The following is a 24,180-nucleotide window of genomic DNA, read 5'->3' on the forward strand; positions in this document are numbered from 1 at the left end:
AGTGACCTGAACCCAGAAAGACAGCCTGAACACAGTCATGGAAACGCCCCCGCCGACCACCCCGCGCACCGAGCCCACCGACACGGACGTCGAGGCCTTCAAGCAGCAGCTCGGCCGGCCCCCGCGCGGCCTGCGCGCGATCGCGCACCGGTGCCCGTGCGGACAGCCCGACGTCGTCGAGACGGCCCCGCGGCTGCCGGACGGGACTCCGTTCCCCACGCTGTACTACCTGACGTGCCCGAAGGCGAACTCGGCGATCGGCACGCTGGAGGCGAACGGCGTGATGAAGGAGATGACCGAGCGGCTGGCCGCGGACCCGGAGCTGGCGGCGGCGTACCGGGCGGCGCACGAGGACTACATCCGGCGCCGTGACGAGATCGAGGAGCTGAAGAACTTCCCCAGCGCGGGCGGCATGCCGGACCGGGTGAAGTGCCTGCACGTGCTGGTGGCGCACGCGCTGGCCGCGGGGCCGGGCGTGAACCCGCTGGGCGACGAGGCGCTGGCCATGCTGCCCGAGTGGTGGCGCAAGGGCGCCTGTGTGACGACCGTCGAGGAGGACGCCCAGTGACCCGTGTCGCCGCCGTGGACTGCGGTACGAACTCCATCCGGCTCCTGGTCGCCGACGCCGACCCGGGCACCGGCGAGCTGGTCGATCTGGACCGCCGGATGACGATCGTGCGGCTGGGGCAGGGCGTCGACCGCACCGGCCGGCTCGCCCCCGAGGCGCTCCAGCGGACCTTCGCGGCCTGCCGCGAGTACGCCGGGATCATCAAGGAGCACGGGGCGGAGCGGCTGCGGTTCGTGGCGACCTCCGCCTCCCGGGACGCCGAGAACAGGGACGAGTTCGTGCGCGGCGTGCTGGACATCCTGGGCGTCGAGCCCGAGGTGATCTCCGGGGACCAGGAGGCCGAGTTCTCCTTCACCGGCGCCACCAAGGAGCTCGCCGGGCGCGACCACCTGCCGAAGCCCTACCTCGTCGTGGACATCGGCGGCGGCTCGACCGAGTTCGTCGTCGGCGACGACCGGGTCCGCGCGGCACGCTCGGTGGACATCGGCTGTGTCCGCATGACCGAGCGGCACCTGGTCCGGGACGGGGTGGTGACCGAGCCGCCCTCGACGGAGCAGATCGCGGCCATGCGGGCGGACATCGAGGCCGCCCTCGACCTCGCCGAGGAGACGGTCCCGCTGCGCGAGGCCCGCACGCTGGTGGGCCTGGCCGGGTCCGTGACGACCGTGTCGGCGATCGCCCAGGAACTGCCCGCGTACGACTCGGCCGCCATCCACCACTCCCGTGTCTCCCACGACCGGGTCCGCGAGATCACCGAGTGGCTGCTGCGCTCCACCCACGCCGAGCGCGCGGCCGTGCCCTCGATGCACCCCGGCCGGGTCGACGTGATCGGGGCGGGGTCCCTCGTCCTGCTGTCGATCATGGAGCGGACCGGCGCGCAGGAGGTCGTCGTCAGCGAGCACGACATCCTCGACGGCATCGCGTGGTCCGTCGCCTAGGTCGCCTCGGACAGGCAGCAGGCCGCTTCTGAGCAGGCATGGATCACGTTTGAGCGCCTCCCGGGGGCTCGCGCGAGGCCCCCGGGAGCAGCCCTCCGGAAAAGTTCGTGAAGTTCTTCACAAGGAATTCGGCACTCCAGGGCGACGAGAAGGGTCACGTTGACCCTTCTGGGGGCCCAAGGGGCCTTTGAACGTGTTCAGAAGCATGGTATGGGTGCCCCGGGGCAGGTGCGCGGAAGAGGGTCCGGCGGAGGGCTCACAGGGGGGTCGGCGGGCCAGAGAGGCAGCTCACGCGGCATTGACAACGATCCGCACTGCACAATCGATCCGGGTTGTCACCATGACATGGATCACGGGGGTCGCGGAGGATAACACACCCCCTGAAGGAGCTTGTGAAGGGGCGCACGAGCCACCCCCCTGAGGCGGGTGGATACTCGATGGCATGAGCACCACGGAGCGTCCCAGGATCCTCGTAGTAGGCGGTGGGTACGTAGGCCTGTACGCAGCTCGGCGCATCCTCAAGAAGATGCGTTACGGAGAGGCGACCGTCACGGTCGTCGACCCCCGGTCGTACATGACCTACCAGCCCTTCCTCCCCGAAGCCGCCGCCGGCAACATCTCCCCGCGCCACGTCGTCGTCCCGCTGCGACGCGTGCTGCCGAAGGCGGAGGTCCTCACCGGCCGGGTCACCACCATCGACCAGGACCGCAAGGTCGCCACCATCGCCCCGCTCGTGGGCGAGGCGTACGAGCTGCCCTTCGACTACCTGGTCGTCGCGCTCGGCGCGGTCTCCCGCACCTTCCCGATCCCCGGCCTCGCCGAGCAGGGCATCGGCATGAAGGGCATCGAGGAGGCCATCGGCCTGCGCAACCACGTCCTCGAGCAGCTCGACAAGGCCGACTCCACCACCGACGAGGAGATCCGCCGCAAGGCGCTCACCTTCGTCTTCGTGGGCGGCGGATTCGCCGGTGCGGAGACCATCGGCGAGGTCGAGGACCTGGCCCGGGACGCGGCGAAGTACTACAAGAACGTGTCCCGTGAGGACATGCGCTTCATCCTGGTCGACGCCGCCGACAAGATCCTCCCCGAGGTCGGTCCCAAGCTCGGCACGTACGGCAAGGAGCACCTCGAGAGCCGCGGTGTCGAGGTCTACCTGTCCACCTCCATGGACTCCTGCGTCGACGGCCACGTGGTGCTGAAGAACGGCCTCGAGGTCGACTCCAACACGATCGTCTGGACCGCCGGCGTCAAGCCGAACCCGGTCCTGTCCCGCTACGGCCTGCCCCTCGGGCCCCGCGGCCACGTCGACTGCGAGACCACCCTCCAGGTCAAGGGCACCGACTACATCTGGGCCGCGGGCGACAACGCCCAGGTCCCGGACCTCGTCGGCCGCAAGGCGGGCAACGAGAACGCCTGGTGCCCGCCGAACGCGCAGCACGCGCTGCGGCAGGCCCGCGTCCTCGGCGACAACGTGCTGTCCGGCATGCGGGGCTTCCCGCAGAAGGACTACTCCCACGCCAACAAGGGCGCGGTGGCCGGTCTCGGCCTCCACAAGGGCGTGGCGATGATCGTCATGGGCAAGATGAAGATCAAGCTCAAGGGCCGTCTCGCCTGGTACATGCACCGTGGCTACCACGGCATGGCGATGCCGACCTGGAACCGCAAGATCCGCGTCTTCGCCGACTGGACGCTCGGCATGTTCCTCAAGCGCGAGGTCGTCTCGCTCGGCGCGATCGAGACGCCGCGCGAGGAGTTCTACGAGGCCGCCAAGCCGGCCCCGGTCGCCGCCGCGCCGAAGGAGAAGTCCGAGGCCAAGGCCAAGCAGAAGACCGAGGAGAAGGCCAAGGCCTCCTGACCTCCGGTCGGCCGCCCGCCTGACGAGGGACTCCGCCGAAAGACCTCCGCCGAAGGACCTCCCGCCATCCGTGGTGCGGGAGGTCCTTCGGCGTTCCCGTTCCTTCGGCGTGGTGGTTTTGCGCAGACGTGACGCGCCGGGGAAGGCGCGAAGGCCCCGCAGGTGTTTACGTGGTGTCGGGCATTCCGGGATTCCCCGTCACGGAGGTGTACACCATGGCAGACGCCGCGCCGCGGCTCCAGGGCCTCTTCTCACAGTTGCTGGGAGCACCGCTCCCCGTGCGCATCCGCGCCTGGGACGGTTCGCAGGCGGGTCCGCCGGACGCGCCGATCCTGGTCGTACGCAACCGCCGCGCTCTGCGCCGCCTGCTGTGGAAGCCGGGCGAACTCGGCCTGGCCCGGGCCTGGGTGGCGGGCGATCTCGACATCGAGGGCGACCTCTACACGACCCTCGACCTGCTGGCCGGTCACATCTGGGAGCGCGGCGAGGACGCCCGCACCCTCGCCCAGGCCCTGCGCGACCCCGAGGTCCGCACCGCCGTACGCGGGCTCGTCAAGCTCGCCGGGCCCCCGCTGCCGCCCGCCCCGCCCCGCGAGGAGACCCGCAGGCCGCGCCGTCACCTGCACACCAAGCGCAGCGACAGACGCGCCATCAGCCACCACTACGACGTCGGCAACGACTTCTACGAGATCGTCCTCGGCCCGTCCATGGTGTACTCGTGCGCCTACTGGCCGAGCCCCGGCAGCACCCTCGAACAGGCGCAGCACGACAAGCTCGAACTGGTCTGCCGCAAGCTCGGCCTGAGCGCCGGTCAGCGGCTGCTGGACGTCGGCTGCGGCTGGGGCTCCATGGCCGTCCACGCCGCCCGGGAGTACGGCGTGAGAGTCGTCGGCGTGACCCTCTCCCAGGAGCAGGCCGCGTACGCCCGCAAGCGCGTCGCCGACGAGGGTCTCACCGACAAGGTCGAGATCCGCGTCCAGGACTACCGCGACGTGCGCGACGGGCCCTATGACGCGATCTCCTCCATCGGCATGGCCGAACACGTCGGCGCCGAGCGGTACCTGGAGTACGCCGGCGACCTGCACGCGCTGCTCAAGCCCGGCGGGCGGCTCCTCAACCACCAGATCGCCCGCCGCCCGCAGCGCGACGAGACGGCGTACAACATCGACGCCTTCATCGACTCCTATGTCTTCCCCGACGGTGAGCTCCAGCCCGTCGGCATGACCGTCGCCATGCTGGAGCGCGCCGGGTTCGAGGTGCGCGACGTCGAGTCGATCCGCGAGCACTACGCCCTCACCCTGCGTCAGTGGGTCGCCCGCCTGGAGGCCGGCTGGCAGCGTGCCGTCCAGCTCACCAGCCCGGGCCGGGCCCGCGTCTGGCGCCTGTACATGGCCGCCTCCGCGCTCGCCTTCGAACGCAACCGCATCGGCGTCAACCAGGTCCTGGCCGTCCGCACCCCCGAGTCCGGGACGTCGGGCATGCCACTGCGCGCCCGCACCTGGAACTGAACGCGCGGGGCCCCGGTTCTCCCCTGCGGGGACCGGGGCCGTTCGGCCTGGTGGCCGGGGAGAGGGGAGTCCGGGCCGTGCCGCCCGGCGACCGGCCAGCGTGGCCGCGTGCGTCGGAGTCCCGCCCGCACCCGGAGCCGAGACGCCGAGGGCCCCTTTTCCGCCGTGGGAAAGGGGCCCTCGTGTGTCCGGTGCTACTCCGCCTTGATCGCCTCCAGCATGTTCAGCCGGGCCGCGCGCCGGGCCGGCCACAGCGCGGCGAGGACGCCCACCGTCGCGGCCAGCAGCAGGAAGATCCCCATCCGGGCCCAGGGCAGGATCAGTTCGTAGGTCGCCAGCTTCGTGGCCAGCAGTTCACCGGCCGCCCAGCCGAAGAACACGCCCAGGCCGATGCCCAGCACCGCGCCGAACAGGGAGATCACCAGGGACTCCAGACGGACCATCCGCTTGATGCCCTTGCGGTCCAGGCCGATCGCCCGGAGCATGCCGATCTCCTGGGAGCGTTCGAAGACCGACATGGCCAGGGTGTTGACGACACCGAGGACCGCCACGATCACCGCCATGGCGAGCAGGCCGTAGACCATGTTCAGCATCAGCGTGAACATCTGCGCGATCTCGTTGGAGATGTCCTGCTTGTCCTGCACCTTGACGGCCGGGTTGGTGCCGAGGGCCTTCTCCAGCTTGTCCTGGGTCGCGCCCGACGTGCCGCCGGCGGTCTTCACCATGACTTTCATGTTGTACGGGTCCGACTCGTGCGGGGCGAGGACCTTCTCGTCGAGCAGGATGCCGCTCAGGAAGTCGTTGCTCTCGTAGGTCCCGGCGACCGTCAGTTTCTGCTTCTTGCCGTCCTCGAAGGCGGCGGTGAAGGCGGAACCGGCCTTCCAGCCGTAGGTCTTGGCGGTCTCGCTGTCCACGACGACGTCGCTGCCGCCGACCTTGAAGGAACCGGTGTCGACCTCCGGGCCGGCCAGCTCGCCGATCGCGGCGCCGTCGACACCGGTCAGGTACTCGGTGCGGCCGTCGATCCGGGAGGCGGCGTTGAGCATCGGGCTGGTGGCGGTGACGCCGTCGGTCCGTTCCAGCTTCTTCTCGACGTCCGGCGACAGCGCGTTGCCGTTCGCCATGGACACCACGTAGTCCGCCTTGATCGACGCCGACGCCATCTTCTCGATGGCCTGCTGGAGGCTGCCCGCCATCACCGTCATGCCGGTGATCAGGGTCAGGCCGATCATCAGAGCGGAGGCGGTGGCGGCCGTACGGCGCGGATTGCGCACCGAGTTCTGCCGGGCCAGCTTGCCGGAGACCCCGAAGACGCGCAGCACCGGTGCGGCGGCGGCGATCAGCGGGCGGGACAGCAGCGGGGTCAGGATGAACACGCCGATGATCAGCAGCACCGCGCCGAGGCCCATCGGCACCTGGCCGTCCGAACCGTCCATGCCCGTGGCCACGAGGACCACCGCGACGCCGGCGGCCGAGACCAGGGCGCCCAGCGTGTTGCGCAGCACCAGCGACTTGGTCGTGGCCTTGGCGTGCACGCTGTTCATGGCCGCCACCGGCGGGATCTTCGCGGCCCGGCGGCCCGGCAGCCACGCCGCCAGCATCGTCACCAGGGTGCCGACCGCGAGCGCGGCGACGATCGTGGTGGGCTTGACGACCAGCGGCCCGTCGGGCACGGTCCCGCCGAACGTCCCCATCAGGGAGCGCAGTCCGGCTCCGATGCCGATGCCCGCGACGAGCCCGGTCACGGCGGCGACCGCGCCGACGACGAACGCCTCGACGAGCACCGACCGCGTCACCTGCCGGCGGGAGGCGCCCACCGCCCGCATCAGCGCCAGCTCCCTGGTGCGCTGGGCGACCAGCATGGTGAAGGTGTTGGCGATGATGAACGTGCCGACGAACAGGGCGATGCCGGCGAAGACCAGCAGGGCCGTCCGCATGCCGTCCATCGACCGGGAGATGCTCTCCGCCTGGTCGTCGGCGAGCTGCTTGCCGGTGGTGGTCGAGACGGTGCCCTCGGGCAGCGCCTTGTCCAGCTCCGCCTTCAGCGCGGCCTGCGTGACACCCGGCTTCGCCTTGACGTCGATCTGGTCGTACACGCCCGCCTTGCCGAACAGCTTCTGGGCGGTCGCCGTGTCGAAGAGGGTGAGGCTGCCGCCGGCCGCGACGTTGCCGTCGTCGGTGGTGAAGATGCCGGTGATCTTCGGGGTCAGGACCGGCCCGTCGACCGACATCCGTACGGTGTCGCCGACCTGGTAACCGGCGCGCTTCGCCGTATCGGAGTCGATGAGGATCTCGCCCGGGCCCTTGGGGGCGTGCCCGCTCACCAGGGGATAGCGCGGGTCCTTGGCGCCCCAGTAGTTGCCGCCCTGCGACTGGAAGCCCTCGCCGATGAGCTCGCCGTCCTTGTCGGCTATGGCCGTGAAGCCCTGCACGACCCCGATGGCGGACGCGGCCCCGGGGACCCGCTCGCTCTTGTCGAGGGTGGCCCGGGTCAGGTCGTGGGGCTTGCCCACCCGGTCGCCCTCGGCCTCCTGGTAGTCCGCCGTCATGGCGACGTCGACCTGGTCGAAGCCCTTGGCGGAACTCTTCTGGAAGGCGTCGGAGATGGTGTTGGTGAAGACCAGGGTCCCCGACACGAAGGCCACGCCGAGCATCACGGCGAGGACGGTCATCAGGAGCCGGGCCTTGTGCGCGAGCACATTGCGCAAGGCGGTACGGAACATGGGTTTCTTCTTCTCAGTCCTGTCGGTCCTGACGGGGGATCAGCTGGTGCGGCCCTTGGCGTCGAACGCGGGGGTCTGGGGGTTTCCCCCGGGAAGGACACGCATGCGGTCCAGGACGGACTCGGCCGTCGGCCCGTACATCTCGTCGACGACCCTGCCGTCCGCGAGGAAGAGCACCCGGTCCGCGTAGGCCGCGGCCACCGGGTCGTGGGTCACCATCACCACCGTCTGGCCGAGTTCGCGCACGGAGTTGCGCAGGAAGCCCAGCACCTCGGCGCCCGAGCGCGAGTCGAGGTTCCCGGTGGGCTCGTCACCGAAGATGATCTCGGGCCGGGAGGCCAGCGCCCGCGCCACGGCGACGCGTTGCTGCTGACCGCCCGACAACTGGGAGGGCCGGTGGCCGAGACGGTCCGCCAGGCCGACCATCCGGATGACGGAGTCCAGCCACCGCTGGTCCGGCTTGCGGCCCGCGATGTCCATCGGAAGGGTGATGTTCTCCAGGGCCGTCAGGGTCGGCAGCAGGTTGAACGCCTGGAAGATGAAGCCGATCTTGTCCCGGCGCAGCTTGGTCAACTGCTTGTCCTTCAGGGAGCCGAGCTCGGTGTCGCCGATGCGCACCGACCCGGAGGAGAAGGTGTCGAGACCGGCCACACAGTGCATCAGGGTCGACTTGCCGGAGCCGGAGGGCCCCATGATCGCGGTGAACTCGGCCTGCCGGAAGTCGACGGAGACCCGGTCCAGGGCGACCACCTGGGTCTCACCCTGTCCGTAGATCTTCGACAGATCCGTGGCGCGCGCGGCCACGGTGGTGGCCCGGTCGGTGAGCGGTGCGGTGGTCACGGGATGGCACTCCTGTCGGACGACGGTGTTCTAGGACTCGTTCCATCGTCCGGGTCCCACGCCGCCGTGTAGTCACCCGTTGTTCCGGTTCCGGGGGCCGACTGCGGTCTGACCGCGAGGGGCGGTGTCATACCTGGGGATGACGAATGCCCCTGAGGGGGCCGGGTGTCGGGAACCGAGTGTTCCGGATGTCGGGGAACTGAGCGGTCAAGTGTCAAGAACAGGTGGAGTGCCCTCGTTCGAGCGGTGAAATTCCGTCATTCCGGCTGCGCCGCCGACAGTCGCACGCAAGGCTATTGGCAAGTGCGGATGGCGCGTTCCGTGTGCTGATGCACCCTCAGACGTCAATAAAATAAGACAACATCGGTCCGCCCTTCCGCTGTTCGGGGGACACGTCCCGATAGTCTCGGAACCTCGATGCGGAGCCCATGGCCTGCCCGGATGGTGGAATGCAGACACGGCGAGCTTAAACCTCGCTGCCCCTTCGCGGGCGTGCCGGTTCGAGTCCGGCTCCGGGCACCTTCCGATCGCTGTGTGGTTCATTGAGAAGTTCGCGGCACGCCCGTTGACAGCGGTCGCATGCCGTCAGACACTCACATCCGACAACGGTGAAGGAATTTTCACCAGGCGAACGCATTCACGAACGGATTCGCGAACGGATGGGAAGGGGTCGCCCGATGCGCACCACCGTCGGCATCATCGGAGCCGGCCCCGCCGGCCTCCTCCTCGCCCGGCTGCTCCACAACGCCGGCATCGACTCGGTCGTCCTGGAGAGCCGCGATCGCGCCTACGTCGAACGGCGCCAGCGCGCCGGAATCCTGGAGCAGGGCACCGCGGACGTGCTGCGCGCGGCCGGTGCCGGGCAGCGCATGGACCGCGAGGGCCTGCGCCACGACGGCATCGAACTGCGGTTTGACCGCAGGCGCCACCGCGTCGACTTCCCCGCCCTCACCGGCGGACGCTCCGTGATGGTCTACGCCCAGACCGAGGTCTGCAAGGACCTCATCGCCCTCCAGCTCGCCGAGGGCGGACCCCTGCTGTTCGAGGCGGAGGCGCTGGCCGTGGAGGACGCCGGCACCGACGCCCCGCGCGTCCGCTTCCGGCACGAGGGCCGCGAGGACGTCCTGGAGTGCGAGTACGTCCTCGGCTGCGACGGCTTCTGGGGCGTGGCCCGCAAGGCGATCCCGGCCGGACTCACCCAAGTCTTCGAACGCACGTACCCCTTCGGCTGGCTCGGCATCCTCGCCGACGTGCCGCCCTCACACGACGAGCTGGTCTACGCCCGCCACGACCGCGGCTTCGCCCTCCTCTCCATGCGCTCCCCGTCGGTCTCCCGCCTCTACCTCCAGGTGCCCGACGGCACCGATGCCGAGGCCTGGAGCGAGCAGGAGATCTGGGACGAGCTGGAGCGCCGCTTCGAGACCGCCGACGACTGGCACTTGGAGCGCGGCCCGATCACCCAGAAGTCCGTCACGCCCATGCGCTCCTACGTCCACGAGCCCATGCGCCACGGCCGCCTCTTCCTCGCGGGTGACGCGGCGCACATCGTGCCGCCCACCGGCGCCAAGGGGCTGAACCTCGCCGTCGGTGACGTCGTGACGTTCGCCCGGGCCCTGACCCACCGGCAGGAGACCGGCTCACCGGAGCTGCTCGACGCCTACTCGCAGACCTGCCTGCGCCGGGTCTGGCAGGCCGAGCGCTTCTCCTACGACATGACGACCCTGCTGCACCGCGCCCCCGGCGCGACCGGTTTCGAGGACCGGCTCCAACTCGCCCGGCTGGAGCGCATCGCCTCCTCCCGCGCCGCCGACACCGATCTGGCCGAGGCGTACACGGGCTTCCCGTTCGGGTGAGGTCTGATGAGTGACCCCCTCCGGTGAGGGGAATCACGATGCAGCGTAGCGTGTTGCGCACCACGACGAGGGAAAGATCCTCCCCAAGCACTAGGGTCATTCCTTTGCCTACCTATTACTCTTGAGCCAAGGCCACGCAGCGTTGGCCATGGAGGAGTGAAATGAGGAGCAGAAACCCGGTCTTCTCGCGACGGGGGTTCAGCCGCGACAACGGCTACGCGGGCTTCAACACCGCGCCGCAGGCCGGGGGTCCCGCTGTCGCCACCCAGGGCAACCCGTACGCACAGCCGACGGGCAACCCCTACGCGCAGAACCCGTACGCTCAGAACCCCTACGCCCAGCAGGACCTGCAGTACGGCGCGCCGCCGCAGGCCCCGGCCACCAGCGGCCGGATGACCATCGACGACGTCGTCCTGCGCACGGCGAGCACGCTCGGTGTGCTCATCCTCACCGCGGCGCTCTCCTGGGCGCTGCTGCCGGTCGACGACGCCAACATCAGCCGTAGCTACGGCATCGGTATCGGCGCCGCGCTGATCGGCATGGTCCTGGCGTTCGTGCAGTCCTTCAAGCGCAAGGCCTCGCCCGCGCTGATCCTGACGTACGCCGCGTTCGAGGGTGTCTTCCTCGGCGTCGTGTCCAACATCGTCGACAACCGCATCGCCGACGGCGCGGCCATGCAGGCCGTGATCGGCACGATGGCGGTCTTCGCCGGTGTGCTGATCGCCTACAAGGCCGGCTGGATCCGCGTCAACCGCCGTTTCTACGGCTTCGTGATGGCGGCCGCGCTCGGCTTCATCCTGCTGATGACCGTGAACCTGCTGTTCGCGGTGTTCGGCGGCGGTGACGGCCTCGGCTTCCGCAGCGGTGCCCTCGGTGTCGTCTTCGGCGTCATCGGCATCATCCTCGGCGCGTGCTTCCTCGCCCTGGACTTCAAGCAGGTCGAGGACGGCGTCGCCTACGGCGCCCCGCGTGAGGAGGCGTGGCTCGCGGCCTTCGGCCTGACGCTGACGCTGGTGTGGATCTACATGGAGTTCCTGAGGCTCATCTCGATCCTCAACAGCAGCGACTGATTTCCTGCGGTCGCAGCGCGAAGGGCCCCGGCTGTGCCGGGGCCCTTCGTCGTGGTGCGCGCCTAGAGCAGTTTGCGCGCGGCCCTCCTCAGGTCGTACTCGTGGACGATCGCCTTGGCGTGGCCGTACGCGAGGTTGTGTTCGTGCCGGAGCCAGCTGACCTTTTCCTCGAAACGGAAGAGTGCCGGGCCTTCCTCGACGGTGCGCAACCAGTCGGAGATCTCACGACCGGTGCAGTGGGGGATGCGGGCGAGCATGTTGCGATGGGTCTCTTCGGAGAAGACTTGGGACATCGGCGCCTCCGGACGCTGGGATGTAAGCCGGTCCTTCAGGTCACCGTGCCTGAGTGTTCGCCCGTTGGCAACAGTCCCGGTGCGACGCGTACGCTCGCGGCGTGGTTGATACGACGCCTCTGACCCGTGCGGTGGATCACTTCGCCGATCGTTTGAGGGCTGCGCCCCAGAGCCGGTTGCAGCGGGGCGCTGCCGCTGAGGCTCTCGGGCTGGCCCGGGAGTTGGCCCGGAGGGCGCAGGTGCTCGAGGGGCTGGAGCCTCGGGAGATGCCGGATGCGGGGATGTTTGCGGCCGCAGATCAGATCACCGTTGCCGCGCATGATCTGGCGGTGATGATTCCCAGTGATGCGGATGTCGACGACGCGGTGAGGTTGGTCGAGGAGGCGCAGAAGCGGGCGGGGGTGTGACCCGTTTCGTCGGCGGGCGCGGGTGGCGCCCCTAAAAGGACGCTATGACCCTGTCGGCCAGGATGTAGACGTTCTCCTCGCCGCATTCGAACGTCAGGGTGTACGCGCCCGAGATGCCGGAGCCGCCGAGGAGGATCGGGGTCTGGCCTGCGCGCAGAGCCGCGGACAGGTGTTCCGCCGTCTCCCGGTGGCCCGGGGTCATGCACAGCGTCGTGCCGTCGGCGAAGACGTAGACGTCCAGGGTGCCCAGCGGGCCCGGGCGGACGTCCGTCAGTTCCACGCGTGAGGCGGCCAGCTCCTCCAGCGTGGCGACCGTGCGCTCGTGGTCGTTCACCACCGGCGACTGCGCCGGCACGAAGTCCGGGTGGGAGGGGTGGCGGCGGCGGGCAGCGGCCAGCTCCGGGGACTCCGCGGCCGGCTCCTCGGCGTCCGCGCCCGGCTCGGACACCGGCTCCAGACCCGCGAAATCGGCCTGCCGGGGCAGGAACAGGTCGGTGTCGGGCAGGCCCAGCAGGGGCGGCGCGTCGGAGGCGTCACGGGCCTCCTGGGCGGCCCAGAACGCCCGCGCCTCGGCGAGCTCCCGCTCGCGTTCCTCCGCGAGCGCAGCCGCCACGGCGGCCCGTATCTCGTCCGTGTCGGCGGACGTGCGGGCGGCGGGCAGCAGGGCACGGGTGGTGGCGGCGCGGCTCTCGGCCAGCGCGGTGTGCAGGGCCGCGACCTGTCGGCGCAACTGGAGGACGGTGCGCAGGACGGCGACGCCCACGGCGCCCGTGGCGGCCGTGGTGACCAGCAACGCGATCGGCATGGCGCTCACTGACGTACTCCCGGTTCAAAGTCGACCCCCGACTTCCTACATCAGCTTGAAGGGCGGACTAACCAGCTGTCAGTGCGTAACGTCACGAAACGGACAGGGCTTCGGTGTCGGGGGAGGGGGTGGGGCTGTTGTGACCTGGGCTTCTCTGCGTGCAGAGGGAGATAGGTCACATCCTGAGGGAGATTGGATCACAAAACAGCCCAGAACCCCGGAGTTTCCGGGGTTCTGGGCCAGGACCTCACGGTCGGTGCTATGGCGGCTACGGTCAGGCGCTCAGCTGAGGCGCTCGATGACCATCGCCATGCCCTGGCCGCCGCCGACGCACATCGTCTCCAGGCCGAACTGCTTGTCGTGGAACTGGAGGGAGTTGATGAGCGTGGTGGTGATGCGGGCGCCGGTCATGCCGAAGGGGTGGCCGACGGCGATGGCACCGCCGTTGACGTTCAGCTTCTCCAGCGGGATGCCCAGGTCGCGGTAGGAGGGGATCACCTGGGCGGCGAACGCCTCGTTGATCTCCACCAGGTCGATGTCGTCGATGGTCAGCCCGGCCCGCTTCAGGGCCTGGTTGCTCGCCTCGACCGGGCCGAGGCCCATGATCTCGGGCGACAGGCCGGAGACGCCGGTGGACACGATGCGGGCGAGCGGGGTGAGGCCCAGCTCGCGGGCCTTGGTGTCGGACATGATCACGAGCGCGGCGGCGCCGTCGTTGAGCGGGCAGCAGTTGCCGGCCGTGACCAGACCGTCGGGGCGGAAGACCGGCTTGAGGCCCTGCACGCCCTCCAGGGTGACGCCGGCGCGGGGGCCGTCGTCCTTGGAGACGACCGTGCCGTCCGGGAGGGTCACCGGGGTGATCTCGCGCTCCCAGAAGCCGTTCTTGATGGCCTCTTCGGCGAGGTTCTGCGAGCGGACGCCGAACTCGTCCATGTCCTGGCGGGTGACGCCCTTGGCGCGGGCCAGGTTCTCGGCGGTCTGGCCCATCGCGATGTACGGGTCGGGCAGCAGGCCGTCCTCGCGCGGGTCGTGCCAGGTGGAGCCCTCGGACTGGGCGGTCGCCTCGGTGCGGGCCTCGGCCTCGGCGAAGAGCGGGTTGTGCGTACCGGGCATGTCCGAGCTGCCGTTGGCGTACCGGGAGACCATCTCGACGCCGGCCGAGATGAAGACGTCGCCCTCGCCCGCCTTGATGGCGTGCAGGGCCATGCGGGAGGTCTGCAGGGAGGACGAGCAGTACCGGGTGATGGTGCAGCCCGGCAGGTGGTCCATCCCCATCTGTACGGCGACGATGCGGCCGAGGTTGTGGCCCTGCTCGCCGCCGGGCAGGCCGCAGCCGAGCATCAGGTCGTCGATGTCCTTCGGGTCCAGCTCGGGGACCTTGGCCAGGGCGGCCTGGACGATCGTGGCGGTCAGGTCGTCGGGGCGGAGGTCCTTGAGGGAGCCCTTGACGGCGCGGCCGATGGGGGAGCGGGCGGCTGAGACGATCACGGCTTCGGGCATCACGGCTCCATTGACGTACCGGGTGGTCTGGCTGGGCTGTCTGGGAAGTTACCCGTACGTATGGGCTGGGTCACGGGTGGGGCGGTGTGACCCTGGCCGCAGTTTTCTAAGCGCTTGCTTTTTCGGCCTCCCGGGGCTTTCGTCAGTTCGACGGCGAGGCGGGAGCCGGCTCCTGCTCGGGTACCCGCCGGCGCCGCCGGCGCTTCAGCAGCGCCCACGGACCCCTCGGACCGCTCGGCATCGCGGCCGTGACCTCCGTACCCGCCTCCGACGCGGCCTCCGCCGCCGCCCGGGCCACCGGCAGGAACCCCTCGCGGCGGGAGGCGTCCGGGCGCTCCTCCTCGGCCGGCCACAGGCCGAGCGAGGCGCAGACGGTCGGCAGGACCGCCATCGCCGCCGTCGCGTAGCCCTCGGCGGAGGGGTGGTAGCTGTCCGGGCCGAACAGCTCACGCGGGTTCGCGGCGAACTCGGGGCCGAGCAGATCACCCAGGGACACGGTGCGGCCGCCCTGTTCGACGACTCCGATCGTCTGGGCGGCCGCCAGCTGGCGGGAGGCCCGTCGGGCCAGCCAGCGCAAGGGCTGCCGGACCGGCTCGATCGTGCCCAGATCGGGGCAGGTGCCGACCACGACCTCCGCGCCGGCCGTGCGCAGTCGCCGTACCGCCGAGGACAGGTGGCGGACCGAGCGGGTCGGGGACATGCGGTGGGTGACGTCGTTCGCGCCGACCATGATCACGCAGATGTCCGGCACCGGGTCGGGAGCGGCCAGCACCAGGGCCACCTGACGGTCCAGGTCGTCCGAGCGGGCCCCGGGCGTCGCCACCGTACGCAGCTCCACCGGGCGTTCCGCCAGGGCCGCCAGGCCCGAGGCCAGCAGCGCGCCCGGCGTCTGCCCGGCCCGGTGCACGCCCTGGCCCGCGGCCGTGGAGTCGCCCAGCATCGTCAGCCGCAGCGGCTCCTGACCGGGACCGGCGTACGTATGGCCGTACGTCCCGTCCGCGTGCGGCACATGCGGCGACGTGCCGTTGCCCACCCGGCGCCGCGCCAGCTGGACCTCCGCCAGCACCAGCCCGGCGGCCGCCGCCCCGGCCAGACCGATCCCGCCGCCGCCGTACGCCGCGCCCGCCGCGATCCGCCGGGCCACCCGCGCCCTCGACATGCTCGTCATGCGTCGCCGCCACCTCCTCGAACCCGTACACCCAGTGCTTGCCCCGTACCGACCGTCGCCCAATCTCAACGGGGAGTGAACGACCGTCACGGATGACTGGCAGGCCATAGGCTGGCGGCACCAATTACGACCACTTCTGCGGCAACCGGAGACAACGGTGCAGTTCCACGACTCGATGATCAGTCTCGTCGGCAACACCCCGCTGGTGAGGCTCAACAGCGTGACCAAGGGCATCAGGGCGACCGTCCTGGCCAAGGTCGAGTACTTCAACCCCGGCGGGTCCGTGAAGGACCGCATCGCGCTGCGCATGATCGAGGCGGCCGAGGAGAGCGGCGCGCTCAAGCCGGGGGGCACGATCGTCGAGCCGACCAGCGGGAACACCGGCGTGGGCCTCGCCATCGTGGCGCAGCAGAAGGGGTACAAGTGCATCTTCGTGTGCCCCGACAAGGTGAGCACCGACAAGATCAACGTGCTGCGCGCCTACGGCGCCGAGGTCGTCGTGTGCCCGACCGCCGTGGACCCCGAGCACCCGGACTCCTACTACAACGTCTCCGACCGGCTGGTCCGTGAGACGCCCGGCGCCTGGAAGCCCGACCAGTACTCCAACCCGAACAACCCCCTCTCCCACTACCACTCCACCGGCCCCGAGCTGTGGGAGCAGACGGAGGGGAAGATCACCCACTTCGTGGCGGGCGTGGGCACCGGCGGCACCATCTCCGGGACCGGCCGTTATCTGAAGGAGGTCAGTGACGGCAGGGTGCAGGTCGTCGGCGCCGACCCCGAGGGGTCCGTCTACTCCGGCGGGTCCGGGCGGCCGTACCTCGTCGAGGGCGTCGGCGAGGACTTCTGGCCGACCGCCTACGACCGGACCGTCGCGGACGAGATCGTCGCCGTGTCCGACAAGGACTCCTTCCAGATGACCCGCCGCCTGGCCAAGGAGGAGGGCCTGCTGGTGGGCGGCTCCTGCGGCATGGCGGTCGTCGCCGCGCTGGAGGTCGCCGAGCGGCTCGGCCCGGACGACGTCGTGGTGGTGCTGCTGCCGGACAGCGGCCGCGGCTACCTCAGCAAGATCTTCAACGACGAGTGGATGGCCGACTACGGCTTCCTGGAGGACGCGGGCCCGAGCGCCCGCGTCGGCGATGTGCTCGCCGACAAGGAGGGTGACCGCATGCCCTCCCTCGTCCACATGCACCCGGAGGAGACGGTCGGTCAGGCCATCGACGTGCTGCGCGAGTACGGCGTCTCGCAGATGCCGGTCGTCAAGCCGGGCGCGGGCCACCCCGACGTGATGGCCGCCGAGGTCGTCGGCTCGGTCGTGGAACGCGAGCTGCTGGACGCCCTGTTCAGCAAGAGCGCCTCGCTCGACGACCCGCTGGAGAAGCACATGTCCGGCCCGCTGCCCCAGGTCGGCTCCGGCGAGCCCGTCGCCGATCTGATGGCCGTCCTCGGCAAGGCGGACGCGGCGATCGTCCTCGTCGAGGGCAAGCCGACCGGTGTGGTCAGCCGGCAGGACCTGCTGTCCTTCCTCGCCCGCTCCGCGAAGTGACGGCGAACGGCAGGTGAACCACCCGTGAACCGGGTGCACTTGCCGTTCGTCCGCGATCTTCGCGGACTTCGCGGAAGTGGTACGAGCGCGTCACGTTCGCGCAGCACCCGCTTAACACGAGTCCTGCACATTAGGGGTGTCGGCAGGGCGGGAGCGGCTCCTCGCCCCGGCCGGCGCCGTTGGCGTCAAGGACCTCCGGAGCGGCTCCCGGACCTCCACCGACGTCACAGACGCGAGGGCCCGGCCTGACCAGGCCCGCGTCGTACGCGGGGACCGCCGTCGTCCCGCCCCCCGGTCACGGGGGTGCGGCGGTCCCCGCGCTTTTCTTTGCCGTTTTTCCTTGTGCGGGGTCAGCCCGCCCGGCTCGTCATCCAGCTCCCCAGCAGCGCGAGCCGCTCCGCCGTCTCCGAGCCCGGTTCGGGCGTGTACACCACGATCGTCTGGTCCGGGGCGGCCGGGATCGTGAGGGTCTCGTACGGGAGGGTCAGCAGGCCGGCGACCGGGTGCCGCAGCTGCTTCACCCCGTGGTCGCAGGGCTTGACCAGGTGGTCGGCCCACAGGCGGCGGAAGTCGTCGCTGGCGCGGGAGAGTTCACCGACGAGCCGGGCCGTCGCCGCGTCGTCCGGGTGGTGGCCCGCCTGCAGACGGAGGTGGGCGACCGTCTGGGAGGCGATCGCAGCCCAGTCCGGGTAGAGGTCCCGGGCGCTCGGGTCGAGGAAGACGCGGCGGGGCATGTTGCGCTCGCCCGGAGCCTGGTCGCTGAGACCGACCACGGCGTCACCGAGGGCGTTCCAGGCGAGGACGTCCATGCGGTGGTCCAGGACGTACGCCGGGTTGCGGTCCAGGCCGTCCAGGATCAGCTGGACACCCGGGCGCACCAGGGACGCGGCCGCGGCCTCCCGGTGCGTGGATCCCCGGGCCGCGGCCTGACGGCCCTCGGCCCGCCGGCGGGGCCGGGCGACCGCCCGCAGGTACTCGTGCTCCGCCTCGTCCAGCCGCAGGACCCGCGCGACGGCGTCCAGCACGGCGTCGGAGACGCTCGGCCCCCGGCCCTGCTCGAGACGGATGTAGTAGTCGACGCTCACCCCGGCCAGCTGCGCCACCTCCTCACGACGCAGCCCCGGGACCCGGCGGCGGCCGTACGAGGCCAGCCCCACCTCCTCCGGCTGGATGCGGGCGCGGCGCGAGCGCAGGAAGTCTCCCAGTTCTCCGTCCATGGCCCTGAGCCTATGCGGCCCGGGGCCGGCGAACCTGGTACTGCCAGACCCAGGAAAAGCGCCGCCCTGGGTACGGCCGCCGAAGAGGCCGAGGGTGGTGGACGACGCCGGGGAGACGCCCCGGCCACCACCGAGGGGACACCCCATGCCGTACGAGAACCTGGCCGGCCGTACCGCCGTCGTCACCGGAGCCGCGAGCGGGATCGGCGAGGCCGTCGCCGTGCTGCTGGCCGCCCAGGGTGCGCGGGTGGCGCTGCTGGCCCGGCGTGAGGAACGGCTCGCGGCGATCGCCGGGAAGATCCGTGCCGACGGCGGGCAGGCCCTGGTCGTCGCCGCGGACGTCACCGACGAGACGTCCGTGGCCGACGCCGCCGACCGGATCCACGCCGAGTACGGGACGGTCGACCTGGTCGTGAACGCCGCCGGCGTCATGCTGCCGCACCCCGTCGACGCCCGGCGCGCCGACGAGTGGCAGCGGATGCTCGACACCAACGTCGCCGGCGTGCTGCGGATGATCGGCGCCTTCACCGGCGACCTGGTGGGCGCCGCCGCGGACGGCCGTACCGCCGACATCGTGAACATCTCGTCCATCGCCGCGCACGTCAGCTTCCCGAACTACGCGGTGTACGGCGCGACCAAGGCCGCCGTCACCTATCTGTCGGAGTCCCTGCGCGGCGAGTTCGGACCGCGGGACGTCCGGGTCACCAACATCGAGCCCGGGTTCGTCGAGAGCGAGCTGCGCACGCACATCGCCGACGCGGAACTCTCCCGGCAGGTGGAGGGCATGCTGGACGAGGTGGGCGCGCTGTCCGCCGGGGAACTCGCCGACCTGGTCGCCTACGTGACGAGCCGCCCGCGCCGGGTCAACCTGCGGCAGATCGTCGCGCTGCCGACCCGGCAGGTCTGAACGGCGTGCGCCCGCTCAGTCCTCCCAGCCGCTGTCCTGGGAGGACGTGCGGCGGCCGCCGAACAGGCCCGGGTTGGTGCGGGCGGCCTGTACGACGTTGACGCCGACGATGCCCGCCCAGGCGGTGAGCAGGCCGGGCAGATGGGCCACGCCCCCGCCGATCGCGGACAGCGGCACCGCGAGGACCAGGGAGACGATCCCGAAGCCGAAGCGCTCGCCCCAGGAGTCCGTGGACCCCGGCGACCGGGAATCCCGGGCCGTCTGCATCTGCTGCTCGGCGAGCTGTCGGCGCACCCGGCGCTCCACCGCACCGTCGATCCGCTGGTCGACCTTCTCCAGGAACGAGTCGACCAGGGCGGACTCGTACTCATCGCCCAGCTCCCTGCGCGCGTGCAGGGTGGCGTCGAGTTCCTTCTTCAGGTCGGTGTCCCGCGCGTCCATTCCGGTCATGCCCCTCACGGTAGAAAGCCGGGGCACCGGCCGCACTGGGGTTAGCCCCCCTGTCCGGGCTGGGGATGCCCCCGTCAGCCGGCGAGACCCGGAACGGAACAGCAGGCCAGGACGAGCGGAGTCAGGACGGCCGCCGCGGCGAGTGCCGCGAACGCGGTCCGCGGTGCCGGAGAGCACGGGGCGTGCGGTGTGAGGATGCGGCGCATCCGCACCACCGCCGACGGTCCGCCCGCCGCGAAGGCCATGGGGGGTGTCTGACCGGACGCCACCGCGTACAGAGCGGTGGCCAGTGCGTCCCGCGAACACCGGCGCAACGCCCGGTCGTCGGCTGTCATCTCGAGCAGCAGCGGTACCTCGGTGCGAGCGAGCCGCGCCAAGGGCAGTGGACGGAATACGGCACCGAAGGCCCTGGCCGCGGCCACCAGCAGATGGTGGCGGCCGGCGATGTGCGCCCGCTCGTGTTCCAGCACCGCTGTCACCTGCTGCCCGGTCAGGACCTTCAGCGCCCCGGAACTGACCACGATGTCAGGTGCCCGGCCCGGCAGGCAGTACACCGCCGGGGTGTCATGCTCCAGCACGGTGGCACACAGCCCCGGTCGCCTGCTCCCGACGAGGCGCAGCAGTGCGGCGTGACGTGCCCGCACGCGCCTCGCGCTCAGCAGTTCGCGTACGAGGACGACCGCGAAGACGGCGGGCGCGCAGGCCGCCGCCCAGAGGGCCGCACCCACGCGGGCGTCCCCGCCTGCCAGGCCGTTCGGGAGGCCGGCCCAGCAGTCGAGGAAGCGGGACAGGTGGTGGCTGCTCGCCGCCGGAAGCAGGAGGTGCAGGGCCGCCAGGGACACGGAGGCGATGAGGGACACCCCGAGCAGGGTCCACACCGTGAGAGCCAGCCGGGGTGTCCGGTGCGCCCAGCCGCCGCGGGCGAGCGCCTTCGGCAGCAGCACCCCGGCCACCACGATGACGGTCAGCGGCGGCAGCACATGAGGGCCGGGGACGAGTAACGGGCCCGCGTGACCGAGGAGTCCCCTCACGCGGGTGCCCCGGGTTCCTCGGCGCCGCCGGGAGCGCGGCCCGTCGCGCGCAGTGCGGCGGCCAGCGCGGACACGTCCTCCGGTGACATGTGCTCCACGAATCGCTGCAGAGCGGCCCGGCGGTCCTCGGTGCTGCCGAGCGCGTCCTGCATGAGGGCGGCGGTGTATTCCTCACGGCTGCGCTCGGGTTTGTACAGCCAGGCGCGCCCGGCCTTCTCGCGGCGGAGCAGGCCCTTTCGGTGGAGGATGTCCGCGACCGTCATCACCGTCGTGTAGGCGACGGGACGGGTGTGGTTGATGTCGTCGACGATCTCCCGGACCGTGGCAGGCCGGCCCCAGCGCCAGAGCCGGTCCATGATTTCGGCCTCGAGGTCACCCAGCCGTCGCACCCTGCCCCCTCTTCTTCCCCGTCACCGGGGTGCCTCGCATCGTAGGGCACCCCTTTCGCCGGTCACTGTGACGTGTCGCACCTGCCCTGAGCGGCGGCGACGGTGTACCAACTGACTTAGTAGTATCGCGGTGGGTCGAGTACGGAAGGCGGGTCGGCATGAGCGGGCGGCTGCGGGCAGGCGGGGCCTTCGGGTACCTCCTGCTGGTCGTCATGCTCGCGCTGGGCGTGTTCGCCATGCACACGATGGGCCACCCGCAGGAGTCGTCCGGGCACGGCATGAGCGGTGCTGTTCCCGCTGCCGCGGGTGTGCCCCACGACGCCATGGCCCAGGACGCCACGGGCCGGAACGCCGCGGCCCCGGCCGGGCCCGAGATGACGGCGGCCGAGCACGGGAGGGCGGTGTCGGCTGAGAAGTCGCCGGTGCACGGGATTCCGGGTGGCATGGACCCGATGTCCGTGTGCCTGGCGGTTCTCACCGTGTGGCTGGTCGTGCTGTTCCTCCGCGAGCTGGTGGTCCGCCGGCCTGAGCGGCTGACCGCCCTTCTCGCCCGGTCGATGGCGCTGGCCCGCCCCTGCACTCCGCCCCCGAGACCGCTCCTCTCCCAGTTGTCAGTTCTGCGGATATAGGCCGGACCGTGGCGCGGCCCACACAGTGCTGCCCGCGCAGACGCCTGCTCCGCACAGCCAGAAACTGACGACAAGAGGTATCTCGCACATGACTGCCCACAAGCACGCTCTCAACCGTCTCGACCGTCGCCTGAGCCGCCGTCTCGCCGTGGTGGGCGCCATCACGGCGGGCGGGCTGCTGCTCGCCGCCTGCGGCGGGAACGACACGGAGGGCATGGACCACGGGAGCGGCAGCTCCGCCTCCGCCTCCGCCTCGCCAACCCGGGCGACGGGTGAGACGTCGGCGTCCGGTTCGTTCAACGACGCGGACGTGACGTTCGCGCAGATGATGATCCCGCACCACGAGCAGGCCCTGGAGATGGCCGGGCTCGCGGACGGCCGGGCCTCCGACGCGGAGATCAAGTCCCTGGTCGCGGACATCGAGAAGGCCCAGGACCCCGAGATCCGGACCATGAAGTCCTGGCTGAAGGCCTGGGGCGAGCCGGAGTCCGCCGGGGAGGGCATGCCCGGCATGGACCACGGATCCGGCGGCATGGACCACGGGTCCGGGATGCCCGGAATGATGTCCGACGAGGACATGAAGAAGCTCGAAGCCGCCAAGGGCACCGACTTCGACCGGATGTTCGCGGAGATGATGATCGATCACCACAAGGGCGCGATCACCATGGCGCAGGACGAGCAGAAGAACGGCCGTAACGCGGAGGCCAAGAAGCTCGCCGCCGACGTCGTGAAGAGCCAGTCCGCCGAGGTCGACAAGTTCGAGAAGATCCTCGACCGGCTCTGATCCGCATCACCCGCTGACCGCCCAGGGCTCCGAGGCACCCGCCGAGGAGCCCGGGCCCCGCTTGCCGCTCTGCATATGCTCATGCAGAATCCTCAGCTACTGAATGGGCGAGGGGGAGCACGACATGAGCGCGACCGACAGCCCTGCCGCGCGGTTGCAGGCGCTCTTCGAGGGCCACCGGCTGACACCGACCCAACGGCGCATCGCGCACAGCATGGTGCGGCGCGCCGCCGACGTGCCCTTCCTGTCGAGTGTGGAGCTCGCCGAGCTGGCCGGGGTCAGCCAGCCGTCCGTGACCCGCTTCGCCGTCGCCCTCGGATTCGACGGCTACCCGGCCCTGCGCCGCCACCTGCGCGAGGTCGCCCCCGCCGAACCCGCCGCGGACACCGGGTCCGCCAATGCGTACCAGCAGGCCGTCGAGGCCGAGATCGAGAACCTGCGGCACCTGGCGGAGGTCCTGGCCGACCCCCGGCCCGTGCAGCGCGCGGGGCGTCTCCTCGCGGCCTCCCGGCCGCTGCCCGTCCTCGGACTGCGGGCGGCGGCAGCCCAGGCGCACGGCTTCGCCTACTTCGCCGCCAAGGTCCATCCCGACGTGCGGCTCCTCAACGAGGGCGGCACCATGCTCCACGACCGCGTCGACGCCGCCGTCCGGGCCGGCGCGACCACACTGTTGTGCTTCGCGCTGCCCCGGCACCCCCGCGAGGTCGTGGCCGCCCTCGACTACGCGAGACAGGCCGGGCTGACCGTCGTCACGGTCGCCGACTCCGCCTTCGCACCGGTGGCCAAGGTGTCCGACCTGCTGCTGCCCGCCGCCGTCGGCACCGGCCTCGCCTTCGACACGGCCTGCGCCCCCATGCTGCTCGGCCGGGTGCTGCTGGAGGCGATGTGCGACGACCTGCCGGAGGCCCAGTCCCGCCTGGAGGAGTTCGACGTGAAGGCGGCGGCGCGGGGACTGTTCGTCGACTGACGGCACGGGCACCGCGTTCCCGGAGTCGTCGGACTCGGACTCGTCATTCTCAGACTCGTCTCACGTTGTGTCGCTAATGTGCGTCTCCTGAAACGCCCTTCAGACGCTTCGGAGACCGAACGGAGGCTGAACGTGACGCGCGGAGGACAAGGGCTGGCTCGGGTGGCCGTCGTGGTACGGGCGGGGGCGGCCCCGCTGTGGTGGCTGGGTGTGTTCGCGGCGGGCATCGGCCTGTTGCCCACGGGAGTGACGGGCCGCCGCGTCGGCGTCCTGGCCGGTGCGGCACTGTTCGTCCTGGCGACGGCCGCGGTGGCCTACGGGCGCCGCAAGCGCTACGTCGCCCTGGCCGCCTCCGCGGCCCGCGCCGGCAAGCACGACGTGCTCCAGGACCGCGCGGTCACGGCCCGCAACTGGCGCCGCGCCCACCGCTGGTGGCTCCTGCTCACCTTCCTCGCCGCCCTGGGCAGCGCCTTCGCCGTGCCCGCCGCGGCGGGTCTGCTCCTGGCCGGCTGCGGCGCGGGCCTGTGGCTGAAGGCCGCATGGCTCGGCCGACGCGAGCGCGCGGACGAGGTGCTGCTGTGGGTGCGGGTGGACTGGCTGCGCGGCGGTGCGGGCGGCCCCGCGGGCGAGCGGGTCAAGAGCTACCGCAGCACGGGCATCGCGGCCGGTGACGCGGCACCGGGCGGGGCGAGGAAGAAGACGCCGGCGCTCGTCTGACCGGACCGGGGGAGG

The 24,180-nt window shown here is 71.0% G+C and carries 23 protein-coding genes and 1 tRNA gene; 14 read left to right on the forward strand and 10 right to left on the reverse strand.

The genetic code is table 11. The annotated features are described in order from the left end of the window. Positions 1-37: 37 nt before the first annotated feature. The 4 genes from ACFZDA_RS11285 (at position 38) to ACFZDA_RS11300 (ending at position 4,869) form a co-directional block, all read left to right on the forward strand. Positions 38-568 carry a DUF501 domain-containing protein gene (locus ACFZDA_RS11285; protein ID WP_391078318.1) on the forward strand — a complete coding sequence of 177 codons (531 nt, stop codon included), beginning with the start codon at positions 38-40 and terminating at the stop codon, positions 566-568. Next, complete coding sequence (locus ACFZDA_RS11290) at positions 565-1,506, forward strand: exopolyphosphatase (RefSeq protein WP_391078320.1); 942 nt, start codon at positions 565-567, stop codon at positions 1,504-1,506. The genes ACFZDA_RS11285 and ACFZDA_RS11290 overlap by 4 nt, the downstream gene beginning before the upstream one ends. Before the next feature lie 442 nt (positions 1,507-1,948). Next, a complete protein-coding gene (locus ACFZDA_RS11295; protein WP_391078322.1) occupies positions 1,949-3,361 on the forward strand; it encodes an FAD-dependent oxidoreductase in 1,413 nt (470 codons plus the stop codon). A 215-nt stretch (positions 3,362-3,576) separates the two neighbouring features. Further along, entirely contained in the window at positions 3,577-4,869 is a 1,293-nt protein-coding gene (locus ACFZDA_RS11300) for a class I SAM-dependent methyltransferase (RefSeq protein ID WP_391078325.1), read from the forward strand. A gap of 194 nt (positions 4,870-5,063) precedes the next feature. On the opposite strand, the gene ACFZDA_RS11305 is transcribed toward ACFZDA_RS11300, so the two are convergent. Further along, complete coding sequence (locus tag ACFZDA_RS11305; RefSeq protein ID WP_391078328.1) at positions 5,064-7,592, reverse strand: FtsX-like permease family protein; 2,529 nt, start codon at positions 7,590-7,592, stop codon at positions 5,064-5,066. A gap of 39 nt (positions 7,593-7,631) precedes the next feature. Then, the gene (locus ACFZDA_RS11310; protein WP_391078331.1) at positions 7,632-8,432 is read right to left on the reverse strand and encodes an ATP-binding cassette domain-containing protein; all 801 of its coding nucleotides are present in this window, start codon (positions 8,430-8,432) and stop codon (positions 7,632-7,634) included. A 435-nt stretch (positions 8,433-8,867) separates the two neighbouring features. Here ACFZDA_RS11310 and ACFZDA_RS11315 point away from each other — a divergent pair. From ACFZDA_RS11315 to ACFZDA_RS11325, 3 genes are all read left to right on the forward strand, one after another. Continuing rightward, a tRNA-Leu gene (locus tag ACFZDA_RS11315) sits at positions 8,868-8,951 on the forward strand. Between the two features lie 158 nt (positions 8,952-9,109). Then, the gene (locus tag ACFZDA_RS11320) at positions 9,110-10,285 is read left to right on the forward strand and encodes a 4-hydroxybenzoate 3-monooxygenase (protein WP_391078334.1); all 1,176 of its coding nucleotides are present in this window, start codon (positions 9,110-9,112) and stop codon (positions 10,283-10,285) included. Between the two features lie 161 nt (positions 10,286-10,446). After that, the gene (locus ACFZDA_RS11325; protein WP_391078337.1) at positions 10,447-11,355 is read left to right on the forward strand and encodes a Bax inhibitor-1/YccA family protein; all 909 of its coding nucleotides are present in this window, start codon (positions 10,447-10,449) and stop codon (positions 11,353-11,355) included. A gap of 62 nt (positions 11,356-11,417) precedes the next feature. Here the strand turns inward: ACFZDA_RS11325 and ACFZDA_RS11330 are convergent, their stop codons facing one another. Next, positions 11,418-11,648, reverse strand: coding sequence for a DUF4287 domain-containing protein (locus tag ACFZDA_RS11330; protein WP_010034472.1), 231 nt, complete (start codon positions 11,646-11,648; stop codon positions 11,418-11,420). Positions 11,649-11,749: 101 nt separating this feature from the next. On the opposite strand from ACFZDA_RS11330, the gene ACFZDA_RS11335 reads away from it, so the two are divergent. Next, positions 11,750-12,055, forward strand: coding sequence for a hypothetical protein (locus tag ACFZDA_RS11335; protein ID WP_391078342.1), 306 nt, complete (start codon positions 11,750-11,752; stop codon positions 12,053-12,055). 31 nt (positions 12,056-12,086) lie between these two features. Here ACFZDA_RS11335 and ACFZDA_RS11340 read toward each other — a convergent pair whose 3' ends face one another. The 3 genes from ACFZDA_RS11340 to ACFZDA_RS11350 form a co-directional block, all read right to left on the reverse strand. Continuing rightward, positions 12,087-12,869, reverse strand: a complete 783-nt coding sequence (locus tag ACFZDA_RS11340) for a hypothetical protein (RefSeq protein WP_391078346.1) — start codon at positions 12,867-12,869, stop codon at positions 12,087-12,089. A 273-nt stretch (positions 12,870-13,142) separates the two neighbouring features. Continuing rightward, the gene (locus ACFZDA_RS11345) at positions 13,143-14,360 is read right to left on the reverse strand and encodes an acetyl-CoA C-acetyltransferase (protein WP_391078349.1); all 1,218 of its coding nucleotides are present in this window, start codon (positions 14,358-14,360) and stop codon (positions 13,143-13,145) included. Between the two features lie 142 nt (positions 14,361-14,502). Next, on the reverse strand, positions 14,503-15,528 hold the full coding sequence (locus ACFZDA_RS11350; RefSeq protein WP_391078351.1) for a GDSL-type esterase/lipase family protein: 1,026 nt from the start codon (positions 15,526-15,528) through the stop codon (positions 14,503-14,505). Positions 15,529-15,685: 157 nt separating this feature from the next. Between ACFZDA_RS11350 and ACFZDA_RS11355 the strand changes: the two genes are divergently transcribed. Continuing rightward, the gene (locus tag ACFZDA_RS11355; protein ID WP_391078354.1) at positions 15,686-17,074 is read left to right on the forward strand and encodes a cystathionine beta-synthase; all 1,389 of its coding nucleotides are present in this window, start codon (positions 15,686-15,688) and stop codon (positions 17,072-17,074) included. Between the two features lie 350 nt (positions 17,075-17,424). On the opposite strand, the gene ACFZDA_RS11360 is transcribed toward ACFZDA_RS11355, so the two are convergent. Continuing rightward, positions 17,425-18,291 carry a helix-turn-helix domain-containing protein gene (locus ACFZDA_RS11360; protein ID WP_391078357.1) on the reverse strand — a complete coding sequence of 289 codons (867 nt, stop codon included), beginning with the start codon at positions 18,289-18,291 and terminating at the stop codon, positions 17,425-17,427. A 145-nt stretch (positions 18,292-18,436) separates the two neighbouring features. Between ACFZDA_RS11360 and ACFZDA_RS11365 the strand changes: the two genes are divergently transcribed. Further along, complete coding sequence (locus ACFZDA_RS11365; protein WP_391078360.1) at positions 18,437-19,198, forward strand: SDR family NAD(P)-dependent oxidoreductase; 762 nt, start codon at positions 18,437-18,439, stop codon at positions 19,196-19,198. A gap of 15 nt (positions 19,199-19,213) precedes the next feature. On the opposite strand, the gene ACFZDA_RS11370 is transcribed toward ACFZDA_RS11365, so the two are convergent. The 3 genes from ACFZDA_RS11370 to ACFZDA_RS11380 all read right to left on the reverse strand — a co-directional run bounded on the left by ACFZDA_RS11370 (position 19,214) and on the right by ACFZDA_RS11380 (position 21,068). After that, entirely contained in the window at positions 19,214-19,639 is a 426-nt protein-coding gene (locus ACFZDA_RS11370) for a hypothetical protein (protein WP_391078579.1), read from the reverse strand. A gap of 83 nt (positions 19,640-19,722) precedes the next feature. Next, positions 19,723-20,679 carry a M48 family metalloprotease gene (locus ACFZDA_RS11375; protein ID WP_391078362.1) on the reverse strand — a complete coding sequence of 319 codons (957 nt, stop codon included), beginning with the start codon at positions 20,677-20,679 and terminating at the stop codon, positions 19,723-19,725. After that, entirely contained in the window at positions 20,676-21,068 is a 393-nt protein-coding gene (locus ACFZDA_RS11380) for a BlaI/MecI/CopY family transcriptional regulator (RefSeq protein ID WP_391078365.1), read from the reverse strand. The genes ACFZDA_RS11375 and ACFZDA_RS11380 overlap by 4 nt, the downstream gene beginning before the upstream one ends. A gap of 158 nt (positions 21,069-21,226) precedes the next feature. Here ACFZDA_RS11380 and ACFZDA_RS11385 point away from each other — a divergent pair, with 158 nt between their 5' ends. The 4 genes from ACFZDA_RS11385 (at position 21,227) to ACFZDA_RS11400 (ending at position 24,165) form a co-directional block, all read left to right on the forward strand. Further along, entirely contained in the window at positions 21,227-21,697 is a 471-nt protein-coding gene (locus tag ACFZDA_RS11385; RefSeq protein WP_391078368.1) for a hypothetical protein, read from the forward strand. Between the two features lie 88 nt (positions 21,698-21,785). After that, the gene (locus tag ACFZDA_RS11390) at positions 21,786-22,481 is read left to right on the forward strand and encodes a DUF305 domain-containing protein (RefSeq protein ID WP_391078370.1); all 696 of its coding nucleotides are present in this window, start codon (positions 21,786-21,788) and stop codon (positions 22,479-22,481) included. A gap of 124 nt (positions 22,482-22,605) precedes the next feature. Beyond that, complete coding sequence (locus ACFZDA_RS11395; RefSeq protein WP_391078372.1) at positions 22,606-23,448, forward strand: MurR/RpiR family transcriptional regulator; 843 nt, start codon at positions 22,606-22,608, stop codon at positions 23,446-23,448. Between the two features lie 132 nt (positions 23,449-23,580). Then, on the forward strand, positions 23,581-24,165 hold the full coding sequence (locus ACFZDA_RS11400; protein WP_391078375.1) for a hypothetical protein: 585 nt from the start codon (positions 23,581-23,583) through the stop codon (positions 24,163-24,165). Positions 24,166-24,180 lie beyond the last annotated feature (15 nt).

Origin of the sequence: Streptomyces sp. NPDC007991 (genome assembly GCF_042958445.1) — a bacterium.
Classification (GTDB): domain Bacteria; phylum Actinomycetota; class Actinomycetes; order Streptomycetales; family Streptomycetaceae; genus Streptomyces.

Coding starts and splice junctions, on each gene's coding strand:
- ACFZDA_RS11295 (WP_391078322.1), top strand. CDS start 1,949: ATGAGCACCACGGAGCGTCCCAGGATCCTCGTAGTAGGCGGTGGGTAC.
- ACFZDA_RS11370 (WP_391078579.1), bottom strand. CDS start 19,639: ATGGACGCGCGGGACACCGACCTGAAGAAGGAACTCGACGCCACCCTG.
- ACFZDA_RS11345 (WP_391078349.1), bottom strand. CDS start 14,360: ATGCCCGAAGCCGTGATCGTCTCAGCCGCCCGCTCCCCCATCGGCCGC.
- ACFZDA_RS11365 (WP_391078360.1), top strand. CDS start 18,437: ATGCCGTACGAGAACCTGGCCGGCCGTACCGCCGTCGTCACCGGAGCC.
- ACFZDA_RS11350 (WP_391078351.1), bottom strand. CDS start 15,528: ATGACGAGCATGTCGAGGGCGCGGGTGGCCCGGCGGATCGCGGCGGGC.
- ACFZDA_RS11305 (WP_391078328.1), bottom strand. CDS start 7,592: ATGTTCCGTACCGCCTTGCGCAATGTGCTCGCGCACAAGGCCCGGCTC.
- ACFZDA_RS11325 (WP_391078337.1), top strand. CDS start 10,447: ATGAGGAGCAGAAACCCGGTCTTCTCGCGACGGGGGTTCAGCCGCGAC.
- ACFZDA_RS11285 (WP_391078318.1), top strand. CDS start 38: ATGGAAACGCCCCCGCCGACCACCCCGCGCACCGAGCCCACCGACACG.
- ACFZDA_RS11385 (WP_391078368.1), top strand. CDS start 21,227: ATGAGCGGGCGGCTGCGGGCAGGCGGGGCCTTCGGGTACCTCCTGCTG.
- ACFZDA_RS11300 (WP_391078325.1), top strand. CDS start 3,577: ATGGCAGACGCCGCGCCGCGGCTCCAGGGCCTCTTCTCACAGTTGCTG.
- ACFZDA_RS11360 (WP_391078357.1), bottom strand. CDS start 18,291: ATGGACGGAGAACTGGGAGACTTCCTGCGCTCGCGCCGCGCCCGCATC.
- ACFZDA_RS11330 (WP_010034472.1), bottom strand. CDS start 11,648: ATGTCCCAAGTCTTCTCCGAAGAGACCCATCGCAACATGCTCGCCCGC.
- ACFZDA_RS11320 (WP_391078334.1), top strand. CDS start 9,110: ATGCGCACCACCGTCGGCATCATCGGAGCCGGCCCCGCCGGCCTCCTC.
- ACFZDA_RS11395 (WP_391078372.1), top strand. CDS start 22,606: ATGAGCGCGACCGACAGCCCTGCCGCGCGGTTGCAGGCGCTCTTCGAG.
- ACFZDA_RS11390 (WP_391078370.1), top strand. CDS start 21,786: ATGACTGCCCACAAGCACGCTCTCAACCGTCTCGACCGTCGCCTGAGC.